Annotated in this window: 15 protein-coding genes; 9 read left to right on the forward strand and 6 right to left on the reverse strand. The window is 40.0% G+C overall.

From position 1 onward, the window contains the following. The first annotated feature begins 14 nt into the window (after positions 1–14). A complete protein-coding gene (locus ACHEVO_RS09060; RefSeq protein ID WP_394124674.1) occupies positions 15–392 on the forward strand; it encodes a DsrE family protein in 378 nt (125 codons plus the stop codon). A gap of 129 nt (positions 393–521) precedes the next feature. Here ACHEVO_RS09060 and ACHEVO_RS09065 read toward each other — a convergent pair whose 3' ends face one another. Next, positions 522–1,421, reverse strand: coding sequence for a hypothetical protein (locus ACHEVO_RS09065; protein ID WP_394124675.1), 900 nt, complete (start codon positions 1,419–1,421; stop codon positions 522–524). A 222-nt stretch (positions 1,422–1,643) separates the two neighbouring features. Between ACHEVO_RS09065 and ACHEVO_RS09070 the strand changes: the two genes are divergently transcribed. After that, entirely contained in the window at positions 1,644–2,687 is a 1,044-nt protein-coding gene (locus tag ACHEVO_RS09070; RefSeq protein ID WP_394124676.1) for an NAD(P)H-dependent flavin oxidoreductase, read from the forward strand. A gap of 25 nt (positions 2,688–2,712) precedes the next feature. Here ACHEVO_RS09070 and ACHEVO_RS09075 read toward each other — a convergent pair whose 3' ends face one another. After that, on the reverse strand, positions 2,713–3,432 hold the full coding sequence (locus ACHEVO_RS09075; protein WP_394124677.1) for an aspartate/glutamate racemase family protein: 720 nt from the start codon (positions 3,430–3,432) through the stop codon (positions 2,713–2,715). Between the two features lie 340 nt (positions 3,433–3,772). Between ACHEVO_RS09075 and ACHEVO_RS09080 the strand changes: the two genes are divergently transcribed. From ACHEVO_RS09080 to ACHEVO_RS09090, 3 genes are all read left to right on the forward strand, one after another. Beyond that, positions 3,773–4,027, forward strand: coding sequence for a DUF2798 domain-containing protein (locus tag ACHEVO_RS09080; RefSeq protein WP_102078218.1), 255 nt, complete (start codon positions 3,773–3,775; stop codon positions 4,025–4,027). A 402-nt stretch (positions 4,028–4,429) separates the two neighbouring features. Further along, on the forward strand, positions 4,430–5,407 hold the full coding sequence (locus ACHEVO_RS09085; RefSeq protein WP_394124678.1) for a zinc-binding dehydrogenase: 978 nt from the start codon (positions 4,430–4,432) through the stop codon (positions 5,405–5,407). Between the two features lie 184 nt (positions 5,408–5,591). Continuing rightward, positions 5,592–6,596, forward strand: a complete 1,005-nt coding sequence (locus tag ACHEVO_RS09090) for a YhdH/YhfP family quinone oxidoreductase (RefSeq protein ID WP_394124679.1) — start codon at positions 5,592–5,594, stop codon at positions 6,594–6,596. A gap of 126 nt (positions 6,597–6,722) precedes the next feature. On the opposite strand, the gene ACHEVO_RS09095 is transcribed toward ACHEVO_RS09090, so the two are convergent. From ACHEVO_RS09095 to guaA, 3 genes are all read right to left on the reverse strand, one after another. Beyond that, positions 6,723–7,391: an HNH endonuclease gene (locus ACHEVO_RS09095; RefSeq protein ID WP_394124680.1), complete on the reverse strand. Its 669-nt coding sequence runs from the start codon at positions 7,389–7,391 to the stop codon at positions 6,723–6,725. 4 nt (positions 7,392–7,395) lie between these two features. Further along, entirely contained in the window at positions 7,396–8,640 is a 1,245-nt protein-coding gene (locus ACHEVO_RS09100; RefSeq protein ID WP_394124681.1) for an AAA family ATPase, read from the reverse strand. 235 nt (positions 8,641–8,875) lie between these two features. Beyond that, complete coding sequence (gene guaA, locus ACHEVO_RS09105) at positions 8,876–10,486, reverse strand: glutamine-hydrolyzing GMP synthase (RefSeq protein WP_394124682.1); 1,611 nt, start codon at positions 10,484–10,486, stop codon at positions 8,876–8,878. Positions 10,487–10,901: 415 nt separating this feature from the next. Between guaA and ACHEVO_RS09110 the strand changes: the two genes are divergently transcribed. Next, positions 10,902–12,770, forward strand: a complete 1,869-nt coding sequence (locus ACHEVO_RS09110; protein ID WP_394124683.1) for a BCCT family transporter — start codon at positions 10,902–10,904, stop codon at positions 12,768–12,770. A 133-nt stretch (positions 12,771–12,903) separates the two neighbouring features. Here the strand turns inward: ACHEVO_RS09110 and ACHEVO_RS09115 are convergent, their stop codons facing one another. Then, positions 12,904–14,067 carry a MalY/PatB family protein gene (locus tag ACHEVO_RS09115; protein ID WP_394124684.1) on the reverse strand — a complete coding sequence of 388 codons (1,164 nt, stop codon included), beginning with the start codon at positions 14,065–14,067 and terminating at the stop codon, positions 12,904–12,906. A 366-nt stretch (positions 14,068–14,433) separates the two neighbouring features. Here ACHEVO_RS09115 and ACHEVO_RS09120 point away from each other — a divergent pair, with 366 nt between their 5' ends. The 3 genes from ACHEVO_RS09120 to ACHEVO_RS09130 all read left to right on the forward strand — a co-directional run bounded on the left by ACHEVO_RS09120 (position 14,434) and on the right by ACHEVO_RS09130 (position 19,117). Beyond that, a complete protein-coding gene (locus ACHEVO_RS09120; RefSeq protein ID WP_394124685.1) occupies positions 14,434–15,252 on the forward strand; it encodes a hypothetical protein in 819 nt (272 codons plus the stop codon). A 369-nt stretch (positions 15,253–15,621) separates the two neighbouring features. Next, a complete protein-coding gene (locus ACHEVO_RS09125; RefSeq protein ID WP_394124686.1) occupies positions 15,622–16,866 on the forward strand; it encodes a DNA cytosine methyltransferase in 1,245 nt (414 codons plus the stop codon). Further along, positions 16,856–19,117, forward strand: coding sequence for an ATP-binding protein (locus tag ACHEVO_RS09130; RefSeq protein ID WP_394124687.1), 2,262 nt, complete (start codon positions 16,856–16,858; stop codon positions 19,115–19,117). Before ACHEVO_RS09125 ends, ACHEVO_RS09130 begins: the two co-directional genes overlap by 11 nt. Positions 19,118–19,122 lie beyond the last annotated feature (5 nt).

Genomic DNA, 19,122 nt, shown 5'->3' on the forward strand with positions numbered 1-19,122 from the left:
ATAAGGAGAATAATATGGCTAATAAAACAGATTATGTCGGTACGTTATTTGATAATAGCGAATCAAACCCAAGTAAAATTACCTTAGCGTTTACCATGGCAGGCGTGGCACTGAAAAAAGGCCATTCTGCTACTGTGATCTTAATGGTGGATGCTGTACATCTGGCAAAGCCAAATGCGCTAGACAATGTAGATATCGGCGATCCGTTCGAGCCAGCTGGTGAGTTACTAGAAGCCTTTATCGAAAAAGGTGGTCAAGTATTGGTCTGCGGCGCTTGTATGAAACACAACGGTGTAGAAGAGTCAGATATCGACAAGCGCTTTGAAGTGATTAGTGGTGATGATGTGGTTGAGCTACTGATGAATGCAAAAGGGTCTCTGCAGTTGAATTAATAGTAAATGTTAAAAATCGAAGTTATAAGAATGGGTCAATTTTCTTAGTCGTCTTTTTGGTGGCTTGAAGGATTGGCTCATTTTTTTAGGATAAATTAGCTCTTATTTAATGCTTTCTAATAATGAGAGCTAATCGTAGAACTTCACGTGATCTAACAAAAAATTCATTAAAATACTAAATCTTAACTCACTTAAATTATCTCTATTCAAATAATCTATCAAATATATTATAAATCTACTTAACATATGGCTAATGAATATTATTTGCCAGAGTAGAAACACTGTGATTAATCCAAGGAATAAAACAAGTCCAGTTTGTTCGATTAAAAAATATTTTAAACCAAAAAAAATAACTATTATTGAAAGAGGTTCAATCTCAAATGTGTTTATTGTCATAACTGTAAATAAAGAGATAAAAGCAATAAACAAAGCTAGAATTCTAGGTTTTGATTGAGGGTCATAGATATAATTAAACCAGTTGATTTTAGCATTACGATTGTACTTATCTTTCAAACTCTTCCATTCAGATAATTTTTTTACAAATTCGCAGATATCAGTTCGTGATCCAATTTTATCTCTTATCCAATATAATCTTACCTCATCTATCGTTACAAAGCTCTTATTATGGATTAGGGACTGCTTCTGTAATATTGATTTTTCATTCTTATCACGACATATAATAAATATTGTGAAACTTACCGCTCCTAACACAGCTGAATATAAAGAATCAGAACCTTGTCTAACGGCAACGAATAAAAGGTATATTGATACTATTGAGATTATTGGAGCAACAACGGTAATTAAAAAAATATAATGTTTAGGTAGGTTTTTGAAAGAGTATAATTGTGCATAGAAATCATCTGAAAGATTCTTAATTTGATTTTTATTTACAGTTGATTTTTTCTCATAACTTTTCCTCTCATCACAAGTGACTATTTTATAGCTATAATCACTCAAGTCATAATCTATAAGTGGCGAGTAATAATCGTTTTTATTCTTTCGTATTTTTTTATATATTTTTTTTAACATAGTATGATCAGTAACAGTGAGGGGGTATGCTAGAGTCAGCATGATTAACACATATTATATACTTTCTTTATTTTATTTCACTCGATGTTTTAACTACAACTACGTAGTCAAAACTCTCTCTTCTGACCTATTCAGCAACTAAATAAACACTATCTCACATACTGCTAGTCTAGCTCTGTTAAAGTAAGTCATGCAAACACCCTACTAAAAAGGCAGTCAGTCATGACCTTACTTGATACCCTAAACTTGACCTATCCTATCGTTCAAGCACCAATGGCAGGAGCAACCACACCTGAGCTGGTAGCGACGGTGAGTAATTTTGGTGGGCTGGGCTCATTAGGGTCTGGCATGACGGCACTAGATGTTTTGACCAGCCAAATTGATACTATTAAATCGCTGACCGACCGACCTTTTATGATCAATCTAATGGTGCTCTCTGAGCAGGACTGTGCGACCTTTAATACGGTAATGCCTGCTTGGTTAAGTCAATACTATCAAGACAATAATATCGAGTTTGCACTACCTGAGCGCCCAGCGCTAAGCTTTTTAGACCAGTTACAAGTGCTCTATGACAATCCCGTTCCTGTCGCCAGTTTTACCTTTGGTATTATCAGTGCCGAGCAAGTTCAGCGTCTGCAAAGTCTCGGCACGCGCGTCATCGGCACCGCCAACCATCCACTAGAAGCCAAAGCATGGGCAGATATTGGCGCAGATGCGGTATGTGTACAAGGGGTCGAAGCGGGTGGACATCGCGGTGGTTGGTTACCACAAAGTGAAAGCGATCCATTGGGATTATTGACTTTGATTGGCCAGACGCGCGCCTGTACTGATATTCCTTTGATTGCAGCAGGTGGCATTATGACGGGACAGGATATCAAGGCAGTACAAGCGGCAGGTGCTGAGCTTGCACAAATGGGGACGGCGTTTTTGACCACTGACCAATGCGGTATCAATGATACTTATAAACAAGCCTTACTCGATGCCAGTCACAGCAGACGCAGCTCAGAAACGCGCTTAACTCGATTATTTTCAGGTAAACTCGCTCGTGGTTTATTGAATAATTATCTACGTGACTTTGCCAAATTTGAAAGCGCTAATGAGCTACCGCCCTATCCTCAATTAAATGCCATGACCAAATTTATGCGAGCTAATGCGTCTCAGAACAGAGATGCAGAACATCAATCTCTTTGGGCTGGACAAGGGGTAGCTTTGGTCAAACAAGAGAGCACGCTTGAACTGCTTGAGCGACTGGTAAAAACGTTATAGGCTTGAATATTTTTATCAGTTCGCACTACTCTAACAGAAAATCTACCGCCGCAGCTGCATGAATAGCTGTGGTATCAAATACAGGTATAGGGCTATCAGCCTGTTTAATAAGTAAACCAATCTCTGTGCAACCCAAGATCACACCCTCTGCCCCTTGCGCTGCCAAATCTTTAATCACTTGACGATAATACTCTCGTGAGCTGTCTTTAAATTCACCGACACACAGCTCTTTTTTGATAATGCGATGTACTTCTACTCTCGCCTCATCTTCTGGTATCAATACTTGTAAACCCGCATCAATAAGACGCTGCTTATAGAAATCTTGAGTCATCGTAAACTGAGTACCAAGTAAGGCTATTTGGGTAAGATTTTGTTTTTTGATAGCATCAGTAGTCGCATCAGCGATATGAGTCAATGGCAAGTCTGTGGCGGAGCGCACGTCATCGACCAGTTTGTGCATCGTGTTAGAGGCAATCATGATTCCTTGTACGCCAGCTGCTTGTAGACGCTGAGCACTGTGAGCCATTATTACACCTAGCTCTTCCCATTTGCCTTGCTCCTGTAACGTATTGATCAACGCAAAATCTACACTATGAATCAATAAATCTGCTGAATGTAGTCCGCCAAGCTGATGCTTGACACCTTCATTAATCAGACGATAATAGCTCTCGGTACTCTCCCAGCTCATACCACCGATGATTCCTAATGTTTTTTGTTGAGACCCTCGTTGTTCTTGAGCTGCCATACTATACTCCTATTTGTTTTTGGTCTTAGTTATAGTAAGTTATCGTAGCAAAACCGACTGTTGAGAACGCGCTATTTTTAGAGATATTCCTTTTAGAAATAACCTCTTCAAAGAGCTTTAAAATGCTGCCTTAAAGACAATAATCATATTAATAAAATATCGCAAACCCTACCATTAATAATAACGATTTTACCTGTTTGACCTCACGGAGTATGATGAACACTGGTAGCCAATACCTTATCCATTTATTATGCCTGCTCACCACCTAACTATTAACTTACAACGTATGCCCGCATCATAGGCTGGGCGTAGCTAACATCAAGTAGGACAACCGAATACTATGGCCAACTTCCCCACTATCAGAATACGTACGCGCCGCAAATATTACCGCCTTATCTTTACAGGTCTGATGGCGATGATGATGTCACTGATTATCTCAACAGCCCTGTTGGTGGTCAAACAAGGCTTTATCGACGGATTTTTTATGGAGTTGATGCATTCGTGGGGACTGGCCTTTATGTTTGCGTGGCCAAGCGCATATATCTGTGCCTATCTAGTACAAGAGCATGTACTTAGTAGAATAGAGTTTTATTAAACAGTATCGATAGCTATCATAATTCTGAGTCATCGTCGTTATAAGATAGTTTAGATATAGGGCAAGCAAGTCAAGGTTCTATAGAGAATAGACTGAACTGGCCTAATGCCGTATTCCATATATATGCGATTGACTATCTAACGCTAGAGAATATTACTGATGTAAGCCAAGCTTTCTATAACAAAATCCCGTTAGCGCAAATGTATCCGACTCCTAGACGACCAGTCTATTTTTAAGTATAGTGTCTTTGTTAGTCGATAACCTCTAAGCATCATTATCATGGTATCGTTTCTACTAGAAGAAAAAATACATCGATGAATGATCTCAATGACATGATGTTTATAGTCGGTTATTCATACACTTATACGTAAATTAAATCATAAATACATAAAGGAAATCATCATGCGTAGTGCTATTCATAACAGCTTTGGCAAACCTTCTGACGTATTGAGCGTTGGCGACAGCCCCATGCCGCAGCCAGCGGCCAACGAAGTCCGTATCAAAACCATTCTTTCCCCTATTCATAACCATGACCTGCTAACCGTAAGTGGTCAATACGGCTATAAGCCTGAGATGCCAGCCATCGGTGGTAGTGAGGCGTTAGGTATTATCGATGCCGTGGGCGATGATGTCACAGATCTAAGCGTCGGCCAGCGTGTGGCGTGTGCCAGTGTGCACGAGACGTGGGCAGAGTATTTTGTTGCACCTGCTAGCATGGTATTTAACATGCCTGATAGTATCGAAGACGAGTTGGCTGCACAGCTGATCGCTATGCCGCTGTCTGCCCTAATGCTATTAGAGTTCCTAGAAGTAGATAGCGGTCAATGGATTATTCACAACGCGGCAAACGGCGCTGTGGGTAAAACACTTGCGATGCTAGCAGCAGCACGCGGCGTGAATACGATTAACCTCGTACGTAGTAAAGATGCGATAGAAGAGCTGACCTCGCTCGGTATCAAAAACAATGTCGTCACAGCTGACGATGACTGGAAAGATCAAGTTCGCGCCATCATTGGTGACGACAAGATTACAGCAGCCGTCGATTCAGTCGGTGGTGAGTCGAGCAATGAGCTACTATCATTACTGGGTAGCAAAGGCACGCTGGTCTCATTTGGTATCATGTCAGGCAAGCCAATGGCACTAGATGCTGGCAGCTTAATCTTCAAGCAAGCCGTTGTAAAAGGCTTCTGGGGCAGCAAAACCAGTCAAGAAATGGATCTAGACAACAAACAACGTCTGATCACTGAATTGCTAGAACGCGCATCGAATGGCGATTTGAAGCTACCGATCGAAGCCGTCTATAGTCTGGACGATATCGCAACAGCGGTCTCTGGAAAAGTACAATCAAGTAAAAAAGGCAAAGTGCTTTTAAAACCTTAATTCCTACACTCACCTCATAATTTCGTAATAAGGGCAAAAACCAGCGGTATTAGCAAATATAAAAAAGCCCCTGTGTATTAGCGATAAGATACGGTGGGCTTTTTTAACCATTCTGTTGTAGCAGTAATCATATCTATCGCCAAGCCAATCAGCGCAAATAATAAGATTTAATAAGGATATAACCATGTCAAACGATACAACATTCAAAGCATTAGTCGTTGAAGAAACCAGCGATGGTGAATTCAAAAAAAGCATTCAAGAGCGCAAAGTTAGTGACTTGCCAGAGAATGACTTGCTCATCGAAGTACATTATTCGTCGTTAAACTTTAAAGATGCGATGTCGGCTACTGGTAATAAACGAATCACCAAACAGTACCCGCATACCCCTGGTATCGATGCAGCAGGCGTCGTCGTCAGTGACAAGTCAGGCACGTTTACTGTAGGGCAAGAAGTATTGGTATTCGGCTATGATCTCGGTATGGACACAGATGGTGGCCTTGGTCAGATGATCTCAATCCCCGCAGAGTGGGCACTGGCTTGTCCAGAAACGCTCACCCTAAAAGAAGCAATGACATATGGTACAGGCGGCTTAACCGCAGCGCTAAGTGTGCAAAAGCTAGAAAAAATGGGCGCAAAACCAAGTGATGGCCCAGTTGCTGTGACTGGGGCAACAGGTGGCGTCGGTACGATCAGTATCGCTATCTTAAAGCAGCTCGGCTATGAGGTGATTGCATTCTCTGGTAAGCCTGAGCAAAGCGAGCATTTAAAGGCACTAGGCGCAAGCGAAGTACGTCATCGCGATACCATCAATGAAATCGGTAATAAGCCTGTTGGCCGTGAGCTATGGGCAAATGCCATTGATACCATCGGCGGCGACTACCTATCTAATTTGCTTAAGCAAACCAAAGCGGGCGGCGCGGTGACCAGTTGTGGTCTAGCAGGCGGCGCTGAGTTTTCGATGACGGTCATGCCGTTTATCACTAGAGCGGTATCATTATTGGGTATCGACTCGGTCTATATACCATTGGCTGATAAAGAAGCCATTTGGAAACGTGTTGCCACCGATATGAAGCTACCTAATCTTGAAAGCTATGGTGAAGAGATTAAGTTAGAGCAAACACCTGAATACTTAGATCGCTTTATGTCTAGCAAAGTGGTTGGACGTTATGTGGTGAATGTGAAGGGCTAAGTTTTTAAGAGTTAGTTTTATACATAAAAGGCAGCATCTATTTTGAGGTGCTGCTTTTTTTATAATTGGTTAGTTTCTGTCTACTAATACTTTAAAGAGCTAATTTATATAACTCACATTAAAACATTATTCAATTATGCCAATAAAATCTTGCAGAATAGGCCCTAATTCTGCATCTTCAAGGATACACCAACTTATAAATGCACTGTATGGAGCCGTAGCTTTGAGAAGTAGTTTGATTCGTTCAACGGCAATTGCTTTTTCTTCCGGTAAAGCAACTGGGTTATAGTAATTGTTTAACTGCTTTAAAAGCAGATTGTATTGGTCAAATACTTTTCTTCTTAAAGATGAAGATGAGACCTTTTTATTAGGTGTATGATCACTATTGAATACTTTATTTAAAAATTCAGCTGTTAGCTTAGTTTTTTCATCATCGTACTGAGCTTCAATTTGAAGATGTTTAGCATATGGCGTTGTTGGTGGTAAATGTTTAATAGCTTGAATAACATTAGTATTTGGATCACAGCAATCAAGAAGATCGTCATACTTAGCAAGCTTTATATTGTTGCAACGCGCACACGAGAAATATAAGTTATTCCAATCGAACTTTAGATCTTCATCACCTTTATGTGGAATGAAGTGTTCAACATTAATGTCTTGAGGTTCACTAGTTTCACAGATATAGCATTTCTTGTGAAATACTTTGTTGAGTGCTTCCCATACATCTTCAGAGTCATACCTTCGTCTATTGGCTAGCGATGCAGGGGTCGATTCACGCCTTACTACATTAAACATACTACTACCCCTTTGCTTTGTTAATTACTAGTTTTGCCGAATTAACAAAGTAAAGCGATTCAGAATCTAAAAAATCTTCATTTTGGACCAACTTATCTAAAAGCGCCTGAACCTCTTGAGGATCAGGCGGTTGCTTTTCCAAAAGTTTAGCGAGGGCCTCAATATTTTGTTGAAGTAAATTAGAAATGGGGAGTACGCCAAACAAACCTTCAAGTACTGCCTCGTACGAATACATAGATAGATCTTCAACTTGCTCTAGCTTTGACAAGTCATAAATCACAGCATCTTTAACAGATGAAACAACAAATGGTGAGTGAGTAGTAACAATAAACTGAACTTTAGGAAATGCCTTCGTTAGAAACGACAATATCTTCTTTTGTAACGACACATGAAGGTGGGCGTCTATTTCATCAATCATAACGATACCAGTTAACTTTTCTGGTTCAATAGAACGTAACGATACCTTAGTAATTAAGTCGGCATAGATTGCCATAATTGAAGAAAAGCCAGACGACAACGTCTGAAAGGTATAGGGGTTTTTATTTGGCTGATGCAGCTCAAAAGAAAACGAGTCAGACTTAAATTCTAATTTAAGTTGTTTGTCTTCAAAAAGGTTCTGTAAGTCAGCCTCTAGCTTGTTGAACCATCTATCAATACGCTCCGCTTCTAATAGATCATTATTGATTTTCTTAGATTCAGAAAAAGCTTGATTAGCTTTACTTGTTACTAGAAACTCTTCAAAGACTGAAGATGTAGTTTTCTTTTGATGTCGATTGGAGGCTGTTTCTTTATCTTTACTTTTAAGACTATTAATTGAAACGACAGAAGATGGTTTTAGGATATCTGACTTCCTACCCGCCTCAAATTGAAGAAGAACGGCTTGAAAATTTGTATGCTTTATAATAAAACCTTCGAGATCAGATAGACCTATTGGAGGATTCTCTAATTTTTCTATTTTCTTTTCAGCTTCTTCTTTTTGACTTCTCCAAGAGTCGTAACCTCTGTTTGTCGGGCCAACCCTCTTCATAGCTTGCTCACAGCCGCTAATATTTTGCTTAAGTTGTTGGATAGTAGAGTTGTTTCTTTCAACTATACTATCAATTAAATTATCGTAAACAAGGTTTAATAGTTGAGTTTTACCACAACCATTCCCACCAGTTAAGATCAACGTCTTACCATTAACATCGATATCTACTTCTTTATCAGTGTAAGGAATCTTAGTTTTAATTTTATTTAGATAGCCTGACATAGTGTCACCTCAATTGATATTAGCTGAATTGTATATCATTTGATTTACAATAGTGGATTCGACTTAGGAAAAACAGATAGAAAATGTGGAATGGCTTTGTCGCAGCTTTAGTGAGTAGATAAGATAATATAGGAAAGCGATAATAGCTTCAAAGCTTCCAAACCAAAAAAAACACCCAACCAAGTTGAGTGTTTTTTTATTACTATATTGAACTAATCAGATTTTTGGCTTGATGTTATTCCCACTCAATCGTTGCAGGTGGCTTGCTCGACACATCATAGGTCACGCGTGATACTTCCGCGATTTCATTCATAATGCGGTTCGATACCGTCTCGATCAAATCATATGGCAGATGCGCAAAGCGAGCCGTCATAAAGTCTACGGTTTCAACCGCACGTAGCGCGATTACCCATGCATAGCGGCGGCCATCGCCGACCACGCCAACTGATTTGATTGGTTGGAATACGGCAAATGCTTGTGCAGTCTTGTCATACCAGCCTGAACGCTCAAGCTCTTGCATAAAGATTGCATCAGCCAAACGCAAGATATCAGCATATTCTTTTTTCACTTCGCCAAGGATACGTACGCCCAAACCTGGACCTGGGAACGGATGACGATAGATCATTTTGGCTGGTAGGCCCAAGGTAATACCAAGCTTACGTACTTCGTCTTTGAACAAATCACGTAACGGCTCAATCAGTTTAAATGCCAAATCATCTGGCAAACCGCCTACGTTATGATGGCTCTTAATCACGTGTGCTTTGCCTTGATGTGACTTAGCAGATTCGATAACGTCTGGGTAAATCGTACCCTGCGCTAAGAACTCAACGACTTTACCATCGCTCTGCTCACTCACTTGACGCGCGCTATCAGCGAATACGTCGATGAAGGTTTTGCCGATGATTTTACGTTTTTTCTCTGGATCAGACTCGCCCGCCAACGCGTTTAAGAATAAGTCTTCGGCATCGACGCGGATGACTTTTACACCCATGTTTTCTGCAAAGATTTGCATGACTTGGTCGCCTTCGTGCAGACGCAATAGACCGTTATCAACGAACACACAAGTCAGCTGATCGCCAATGGCTTTGTGCAATAACGCTGCTACCACTGAGCTATCGACACCGCCTGACAGACCTAGCAATACTTGCTTGTCACCGATTTGCTCTTTTAATTGTGCGATACGCATCTCAGCGATGTTGTCTGGTGTCCAATCGCCTGCGCACTCACATATTTCATGAACGAAACGACCTAGCAACGCCTGACCTTGTAAGGTATGCGTGACTTCTGGGTGGAACTGTAGGCCGTAGTATTGCTTGTCATCATTGGCCATAATCGCGATTGGACAGCTTGGCGTACTAGCAATGATGTCGAAGCCTTCAGGTACTTCGATGACCTTGTCACCATGACTCATCCAAACGTTTAGCTTGGCAGCCGCGCCGTCAGTCTTGCTGTCTTCGATACCGTCAGTCAGCTGCGAGTGACCATTTACTTCGATAGTCGCCGCGCCAAACTCATGAATATCACTGGCATGAACTTGCCCGCCGAAACGATCTGCCATTGCTTGCATACCGTAGCAGATACCTAGTACTGGCACGCCTAGATCAAATACCGCATCGTTGATACGTGGGCTGTTTTCTGCGTGGACGCTCTCAGGGCCACCTGACAAGATGACGCCTTTTGCGCCAAAATCGATGATGCGCTGAGTGTCGATATCATAAGGGAACATCTCACAAAACACCCCAGAATCGCGCACACGGCGAGCGATTAACTGGCTATATTGCGAGCCAAAATCGAGGATTAAGATGCGATCTTCTTTGATTGCAGGAGTGGCAGCAGCAGTGGTCATAAATCGATATCCATCAATAGATAAATTGGTGCCCTATTTTAACAAGTTTACGCCCTCTATTGGCTATTAGATGGTTAATTATTAACAGTTATGCATAAATATTTAAATTTTCAGAAGGTAAGTGCTCGAAAACAACCCGACTTAAATAAATAATAAAGAAAACCAAAAGCACTTCATTACAGGGGTATCGCAATCAAACAAACAAAACTATGTATTTATCGTTACTATGCTCATAGCGGCTATGCTGACCATTGCCACAAAAATACGATACATATAACAGTAATAAAGATAGAAGCCATCTAAGAACCTATTTCAACCACGAGAAAAAGGAGTTCTAGACTTAAAAACTGAATAAGTGATAGTAAGTGATAGACAGTAACATCAAATACAAAGAGCAATATAAAGAGACAATGAAATGAGTAACTTTGATAACGAGCAAAATCGTCGGAAACCAGATAAGGGCGTGGGTAAACTTTCAAAAGAATACCTTCCAGATTATGTAAAAGCACGATCAAAGCACCATAAACCTCCACATCTAGGCACTTTTGATGTAGGGATGTCAGTACCACAGTGGCGTCCTGACCACGTACCTGACACCCGTATCGACAAATTTACGTTTTTTATGGTGTTAGCTATCCTTTTCAGTATCGCCGTACCTTTGATATTATTTCCCGAACAAGGTAAAGCCTGGGTAGGAATAGCACGTAGCTTTGTAGTTGATAACTTTGGCTTCGCTTATCTAGCGTTCGGTGTTCTCGCCATGATGTTCGTCATTTACATCGTGATATCTGACATCGGTAAGATCAAACTAGGCCGCCCAGAAGAAACTCCTGAGTTTTCAGATTCTTCTTGGGCGTCCATGTTATTTTGCGGCGGTATTGGTGCCAGCATTCTTTATTGGGGTTTGATTGAATGGGCTTATTACTACCAAGGTCCACCTTTTAACCTACCTGGTGGCTCACCTGATGCCATTCGTTGGGCAACCACTTACGGTATCTTTCATTGGGGCCCTGTTGCTTGGGCCATCTACCTAGTACCTGCTGTGCCTATCGCTTATTTTTATTATGTGCGTCAGACACCGATACTCAAAGTTAGCCAAACACTCATGCCTTTGTTGGGTGAAAAACTGGCAAGTAGTAACTGGGCGAAGTTGCTTGATGTCTTGTTTATATTCGGTATGGTTGGTGGTGGTGCGACAACGCTGGGACTTGCTTCTCCGCTTATCAATGAAGGCTTATACAATCTGTTTGGTTTGCCACGTAACACCACGATGCAGATTGTTGTGTTATTAGTGACCACCATGATCTTTGCATACAGTGCCTATCAAGGGCTAAAAGGCGGTATTCAAAAACTCTCCAACATTAACTTTTACTTAGCAGTCGCCTTTTTATTATTTATTTTGATTGTTGGGCCAACTGTCTTTATTTTGAATACAGGTTTAGAAGCGCTAGGGCGTTCTATCACCGAAATGCCACTCATGATGACGTATATCGAACCCTTTAAAGACTTCCAAGAGTTCGGCTTTGAACACACAACCTTTCCACAAGATTGGACTGTTTTTTATTGGGCATGGTGGCTAGTATTTGCACCAACTATCGGTCTGTTTATTGCCAAAATCTCTAGAGGACGTACCATACGTAATATGGTCTTAGGATCCATGTTCTATGGCTCGCTTGGCTGTGCCATGTTTATGATTATCTTAGGCAACTATGGCTTGTATTTGCAATTAACAGGTACGGTCGATGTGGTTGCCGTACTTAATAATGAGTCACCAACGGCTGCCATCTTTGCGATATTAAATAGCTTGCCGATGTCATATGTAGTCATCTCTGTGTTTACCTTTTTGGCCATTATCTTTACCGCCACAACCTTTGACTCAATCTCTTATATTTTGGCATCTGTCGTACAGGTAGAAGTAGACGATGAGCCGCATCGTTGGAATCGCCTGTTTTGGGCATTTACTTTGTGTTTATTACCCGCCATTTTGATGTTCTTGGGAGATCTACAAACCTTGCAGACGGCTTCTATTATCGCGGGTGCACCGCTTATTGTTATTCTGTGTATGATGATGATGTCTGTGATTAAAGCCGCTAGATATGATCTAGCTTATCAGCCTGATTACGGTCTAAAAACCATTCATATCGAAGAGCTACCTGACAATGCACCGTGGGAAGTAGGCGAAACATCAGAATCTCTAGAAGGCTCAGTCATGCATCAACATGAAGAGTGGGAGCAAATGCGTGAGGATACGGAAAATGCTGAGAACGCGAAAAATGATAATTAATTATTACTAATAAAAATCACTATTAACGTTGTTTTAGAGCAGTGAAAAGGCTGGACTACATTGGTAGACCAGCCTTTTTTATTATTTAGATTTTTTGTTATATAGCCACTTTATAACATCTTGACGCTATCACTCAGGGTTTAACAACATCACCCAACGCTGCATGAATGCGATTCAACCCTTCTATCAATACTTCTTTAGGACAGGCCACATTTAGGCGCATCTTTAAATGTCCTTCCTCACCATATTTAATACCAGCATTAAGCTCAACTTTGGCAGCTCTAAGCGCATCATACAGCACCTGATCGTCTTGGCTATATGCTGAGCAATCTAGCCAGATTAAGTACGATGCTTCTGGGCGCATGATTTTAATATCAGGCAAATGCTCATTTAAAAACTGCATCGTCAATTCAATATTGGCCTCGATATAACTAAGCGCCTGCTCTAGCCACTCACCGCCGTACTCATAAGCACTACGCATGGCTGTATACGCAAATAGATTCAGCTCATACTCATCATTTAACTGCTGCTGCTGGCTAATTTTTTTGACTAATTCCTTATCTGTTGCAAATATCATCGAGCCTTTGATGCCTGCGATGTTAAAGGTTTTGGTCATTGATGTCAGGCTAACCACGTTATGCTCGTAGCCTTTTGCTAGTGTTAGAAATGGTATAAATGTGTGATCCGTTAAGGTCAAATCTTGATGAATCTCGTCACTAACAATCGCCACATTGTGCTTTTTGCAAATCGCAAGTAGCGCTTCCAGCTCGTCCTTCGTCCATACACGCCCGCCAGGATTATGCGGATTACAGAGTAGATAAAGCTTAACCTCATGCTCGATGATTTTGGCTTCGATATCAGCCAAGTCCAGATGATACTTACCTTCGACTTCCTTTAATGCAGAGAGCACAAGCTTGCGACCATTTTGCTCAACCTTAATCATAAAAGGCGTATAAATAGGATCGTTGACCATTACCGCCTCGCCTACCTTGGTAAAGACATTCATCATCAGCGCTAGGCTTGGCACGACACCAGGGGAAAACAAAATATTTTGCTTCTCTAACTGCAAGTCATAACGACTGCCATGCCAGTTAATAATCGAATCGTACAAAGCGTCAGTAGGTTTGGTATAGCCCAAGATACCATGCTGCATGACTTGCTCAACCGCGCTTAATATCGGCGTGGCCGCCTTAAAATCCATATCTGCTACCCATAGCGCAATTGTGTCATCGGTATAGTGCCACTTGAGTGAGCCGGTATCTCGTCTGTCGATTATTTCATCAAAGTTATATTGCATTGGTACTCTTCTTATTTAGCATAATAATGGTTTGGAACGTTAAAAACACAGCGCAGTATATCCATTATATTATCAATATACGCTACGCTATCTGCTCTAGTAGATTAAGGCGCATTCGATTTTTTACAAATAATTAAAGTGCTTTTAGACTCTAATTATCCATTTATCGGCTTAAATAACCGACAAAGATATAAAGTAAACATTATTTTAATAATGGTTAAAAATTAATGCTACATTAAGGTTTCGGACTCTATCTATCATAAAGTTATTTGTGCCAGAGTGCGCTGATGTTGCCATGATTATAATCTATCAACATCTACCCAAACTATCTAATAAGCCATCAAGGCTAACAAAAAGGAATGAAGAATGAAAATGGACTTTTTAACGAAATCAGTACTAAAGATTAGTGCGCTCACCTTTGCCATTGCCGCAACCGCTTCTTGCACTGCTATGGCAACAGGAACTGACCATCAAACTGCAAACGCAGCTAGCAGCACCGCCATCACTCTTGGAAACGCTGCTACGACTAGCGGCACCAATGATACCGTTGCCATTGGTAGTCAGGCCAATACAGGATTAAACTCAGCTACTGCCGTTGGCGGTCAAGCGAACGCTGCCGGTCTAGGCTCAACCTCTATCGGTTGGCAATCAAAAGCCACTGCCGAACGTGCACAAGCTTTTGGTCATCTAGCCAATGCAAGTGGTGTACGCTCTACCGCTGTCGGTGAGGCAGCTATGGCAGGTGGCAATAATGATACGGTTGCTGTCGGCAATAAAGCCAATGCAGGCCTAAATTCAGCCACTGCCGTTGGCGGTGAAGCCAATGCTGCAGGTCTAGGCTCAACGTCTATCGGTTGGCAATCTAAAGCCACTGCTGAACGTGCACAAGCATTTGGTCATCTAGCCAATGCAAGCGGTATGCGCTCTACCGCTGTGGGTGAAGCGGCAGCAGCACAAGGCGCAACTTCGGTGGCGGTCGGTAATAAATCTATGGCAGGCGGCATGAACAGTATCGCTATCGGTAACGAGGCAAAAGCTTCTAAAGACAACCAAGTCGTCTTAGGTAATGCCGGACAAGTTCAGTCTAGTACTGCTGCACAATCAGGTACGGTCAGAATCGTCACTATCGATGACAACGGCACTTTGGGTACGATGATGGTTGACTACTACAAGTCGGCTAAATAATCGTCAATCACAGCCTAGTTTCTAACGCTGGTACAGATGTAATTAGCTACACTCAATAAAATAAAAAAGACCTCGCAATTGCAAGGTCTTTTTTGGTTTGCTTGGTGGTATTTTGGAGTGCTGCGTTAGATTTTGTGGTTATCAGAGTTATTATAAAATTGGAGCTAATCCTGCCATCCGCTATTATCTGCTTATAGCTGTCGTAATCGAAACTGCTAACTACATTTATACCAACCTCCTGGACTAAAAACTAATTTTGTGACATGCTTGACAATATAGCGAAATATTGAATTAAATCGTGTACTAATAGCGCCTTAATTCATATAATTCCTATATTACTTTAATATTGTTTATAAAACAGGCGTCTAAATGTCATTTAAAGTGTTAGATTTATTCTCGGGTGCAGGCGGAATGGCTGAAGGCTTTCTTCAGGCTGGTTTTGTCATACCCTATGCAAGTGATATAAGTGAGCAGGCTAAAGAAACCTACACAAACCGTCATGAACAGTTAGGCCATGATATTAAGTTCTTTCAAGGTGATATAAATGAGTTAAAAACTTCAGAGAACTTAAAGAGGTTTCTTGGTAATGATATAAATAACATTGATGTAGTTACAGGTGGACCGCCGTGTCAGGGGTTTAGTTTGGCAGGAAGACGGGACGAAAATGATACTCGTAACAAACTAATCCATAGCTATATTGAGGTACTTGAAGCCGTTAAACCTAAATACTTCGTGATGGAGAATGTATTAGGTATTTTATCATCTGAAATTAGCAACTTTCAGGGACTAGCTAATCCCTATAAGAACGAGAAGCTAACTACAATTTTAGATAAAGAGTTTGAGCATATAGGCTACTCACATGTGGTACGTAAGGTTATGGACGCCAGTCAGTATGGTGTACCTCAGAAACGTATGAGAGTGATATTTCTAGGGACGAGAGATGATGTCTATCCCAAATTAAAACATCCAGAGCCAGCAGTAGAGTATTTGAATTCTGCTCAATCCGCTATTGAGGATTTAGAAAATATTGATATAGGGAAAAAGGTTTTACAATACAATAAGTCTGCTACCTCGATCTATCAATTGGATTCTAGAAAAGGTAGAACACCTAATATAGATGGAAAAACAATTGAAGCTACCTCTCTTTATAATCATGAAGCTAGTAGACATACCACAATTGTGACAGAACGATTTAAGAGTCTTAAACCAGGCGAAAACATTCGCAATATGCTCAGCCGCCTTTCGACTGAAAAGGCAAAAAAACTAGCGACCAAGAAGAATAACTGTAAAAAAATCATAGCTGACCAACCTTCGCCAACCGTATTAACCTTACCAGACGACTTGGTTCATTATAAGAAAAATAGAATCATGACGGTTCGAGAAATGGCCCGACTTCAGTCATTTGATGATAGCTTTGAATTTTTAGGAAAGCGTACAACTGGTGGAAGTAGACGCAAAAGTGAGACTCCTCAATATACGCTTGTAGGTAATGCTGTTCCACCACTCTTAGCCAAAGCAATTGGTAATGAAATAATGGCATGTTTAGTTAAGTCTAAATCAATTGATACTAAAAATAGCGAAGTAGCGTCAAAGGAGCTGCTAAATGAAATTTAAAACAAGTTCTGGTATTAAGAGTATTGTCGGTAAAGACTTAATAACGGATCGTTATGTTGCCATATTTGAGCTTGTTAAAAATAGCTATGATGCTAGAGCTACAGAAGTAATTGTTTCTTTTAACACTTCTGATGATTCTGAAAATGGCGTTGGCACGTTGGACGACGGAAAAATTTACATCGTCGATAATGGCACTGGGATGTCTAAGGACGATTTAGATAATAAGTGGCTCAAACTTGCCTACTCAGATAAACAAGAAGGTTCTTTTGAAGAAGATAATTCTGAAGACAGTTTAAGAGAAGTTAAAAATCGCGTATTAGTTGGTTCTAAAGGAATTGGTAGGTTCTCTAGTGATAGTTTGGGTTCGGTCATTGTTATACGTACAAAGATTAAGCATGAAAATATTGAACATCAGCTGACTGTAAACTGGGATGACTTTGACAAAGATCTTAAAACACTTTTTGAAGATGTAAATTTAAAATATCAGGAAAATAGTTTACTATCTCGTACCGATGTAGAAAGCTATACAATTATCGAAATTGCTAATCTTAGAAATGTTTGGGATGACGAACAGCTAGAAGGTGTTACTGAAAAACTTAGGAGGTTAAAAAACCCTTTTACTAAAGATGATGACTTAGATATCTATTGTGGTGTCAATATATTTGATTTGAACCAAAGAAATGATGTTAATAAATCTAATCTTATCTATAGTAATATTGCAGAAGTCCTTAAAGAAAAAAGTATTAATATAACTGCATCTATAAGTTGCTCAAATAAGGGAGAGCATAAAACTGTTATTACGTTGAGTGATAGAGGTAATTTAGTATATAGGGTTGAAAAAGTAGATGATTCAATTTTGACACATGTCGATAAAATGGACATTTCGGTAAACTATCTAACTACTAGTGCTAAATCTACCTTTACAAGGCGTATGGGGATCCAGCCAATCAACTATGGAAATATTTTCATATATCGCAATGGTTTCCATGTTAGCCCTTATGGGGAAGAACACTATGACATCTTTGGTTTAAACCTTAGAAAAACACAGGGTTATAGTCGCTATTTGGCTACACGTGAGCTTATAGGATTTATTAGCATAGAAGATAGCGCAAATTTCTTTAAAGAAACCTCTTCAAGGAATAATGGTTTTATTGAGAATGGTTATTTCAAAGCTCTTAAAGATTTCTATATGGACTTCATACAACGCCCACTTGAACGTTATGTTCAAATAATAAACTGGGGAGAGATAAGAGATACAGGAGAAGAAATTCATCTGACAGATACTAGCATTGAAGATAGTGTCAAAGATAATTTCAAAAAGTATATTTCTAGAAGCAACTTTAAAATTTTAGATTTTAACTCGGGTTTAGATTTTGAAAAAAACAAACCAGAAAAGATTATTGAGCGCATTGAAGAAAAAATAAAAAACCCTAATTCTAAAAAAAGTTCTAAGAAGCTGGATGAAACCAAAATACTCAGTAAGCAGTTTAAGGAACTTGAGAAAGAGAACATTGAAAAAGAGAAGTTAGCTTCGAAAAAAATGAAAGAGACTGAACTTCTTAAGGTTCAGAACATGAACTTAATCAACAAACGAAGGGATGAGTCTTATGGTGAGCAAATAACTCACCATATTACTTTACTTGCAGAAAGACTAGATGATGCTTTGCACAATTTATTATCAATAAAGTCTAGGATTAACCATGAAGATGAATATACATTCCTAACCTCAATAGACGATATAATGTCAACAAAACTTGAGATGGAAACTCTAAGAAAGCTTCTGTTGGGTACAAGCTATGACTTGAAGGCAGGGGGCGTTATCAATTGGTATGATATTACGGAGTGGTATTTAGATAAAGGTGGTAGACGCACTTATTATCCTGACTACGATAGTAATTGCCATTTAAACCTAGACCCTAAGTTGAAAAATGATAAATCAATCTGGTTAATTGATTCAAGTCATTTAGAATTAGTTATGATGATTGAAAATTTGTACAGAAATGCTTTTGAGCATGGCGCAACTTTCATAGACTTTACTTTCCAAGATGATGGGATAAATATAGTTAGTAACTCCAAAAAAATAGAGACCACAGCTTTAAACTCAATATTCGACTTAGGGTTTTCAACTAAACCTAATGGTACTGGAGTTGGCCTATCTCAAGTAAAACAGTTTTTGAAAGACGTAGGTTTAGATATTAAAGTATCTAATAAAAATGATTTAGTACATTTTGATATTTACAGAAAAGCTTAAGGTTA

It is taken from the genome of Psychrobacter nivimaris, from assembly GCF_043419765.1.
Classification (GTDB): Bacteria; Pseudomonadota; Gammaproteobacteria; order Pseudomonadales; family Moraxellaceae; genus Psychrobacter.

Coding starts and splice junctions, on each gene's coding strand:
- ACHEVO_RS09090 (WP_394124679.1), top strand. CDS start 5,592: ATGTCAAACGATACAACATTCAAAGCATTAGTCGTTGAAGAAACCAGC.
- ACHEVO_RS09095 (WP_394124680.1), bottom strand. CDS start 7,391: ATGTTTAATGTAGTAAGGCGTGAATCGACCCCTGCATCGCTAGCCAAT.
- ACHEVO_RS09120 (WP_394124685.1), top strand. CDS start 14,434: ATGAAAATGGACTTTTTAACGAAATCAGTACTAAAGATTAGTGCGCTC.
- ACHEVO_RS09060 (WP_394124674.1), top strand. CDS start 15: ATGGCTAATAAAACAGATTATGTCGGTACGTTATTTGATAATAGCGAA.
- ACHEVO_RS09100 (WP_394124681.1), bottom strand. CDS start 8,640: ATGTCAGGCTATCTAAATAAAATTAAAACTAAGATTCCTTACACTGAT.
- ACHEVO_RS09080 (WP_102078218.1), top strand. CDS start 3,773: ATGGCCAACTTCCCCACTATCAGAATACGTACGCGCCGCAAATATTAC.
- ACHEVO_RS09075 (WP_394124677.1), bottom strand. CDS start 3,432: ATGGCAGCTCAAGAACAACGAGGGTCTCAACAAAAAACATTAGGAATC.
- ACHEVO_RS09065 (WP_394124675.1), bottom strand. CDS start 1,421: ATGTTAAAAAAAATATATAAAAAAATACGAAAGAATAAAAACGATTAT.
- ACHEVO_RS09070 (WP_394124676.1), top strand. CDS start 1,644: ATGACCTTACTTGATACCCTAAACTTGACCTATCCTATCGTTCAAGCA.
- ACHEVO_RS09110 (WP_394124683.1), top strand. CDS start 10,902: ATGAGTAACTTTGATAACGAGCAAAATCGTCGGAAACCAGATAAGGGC.
- ACHEVO_RS09115 (WP_394124684.1), bottom strand. CDS start 14,067: ATGCAATATAACTTTGATGAAATAATCGACAGACGAGATACCGGCTCA.
- ACHEVO_RS09125 (WP_394124686.1), top strand. CDS start 15,622: ATGTCATTTAAAGTGTTAGATTTATTCTCGGGTGCAGGCGGAATGGCT.
- guaA (WP_394124682.1), bottom strand. CDS start 10,486: ATGACCACTGCTGCTGCCACTCCTGCAATCAAAGAAGATCGCATCTTA.
- ACHEVO_RS09085 (WP_394124678.1), top strand. CDS start 4,430: ATGCGTAGTGCTATTCATAACAGCTTTGGCAAACCTTCTGACGTATTG.
- ACHEVO_RS09130 (WP_394124687.1), top strand. CDS start 16,856: ATGAAATTTAAAACAAGTTCTGGTATTAAGAGTATTGTCGGTAAAGAC.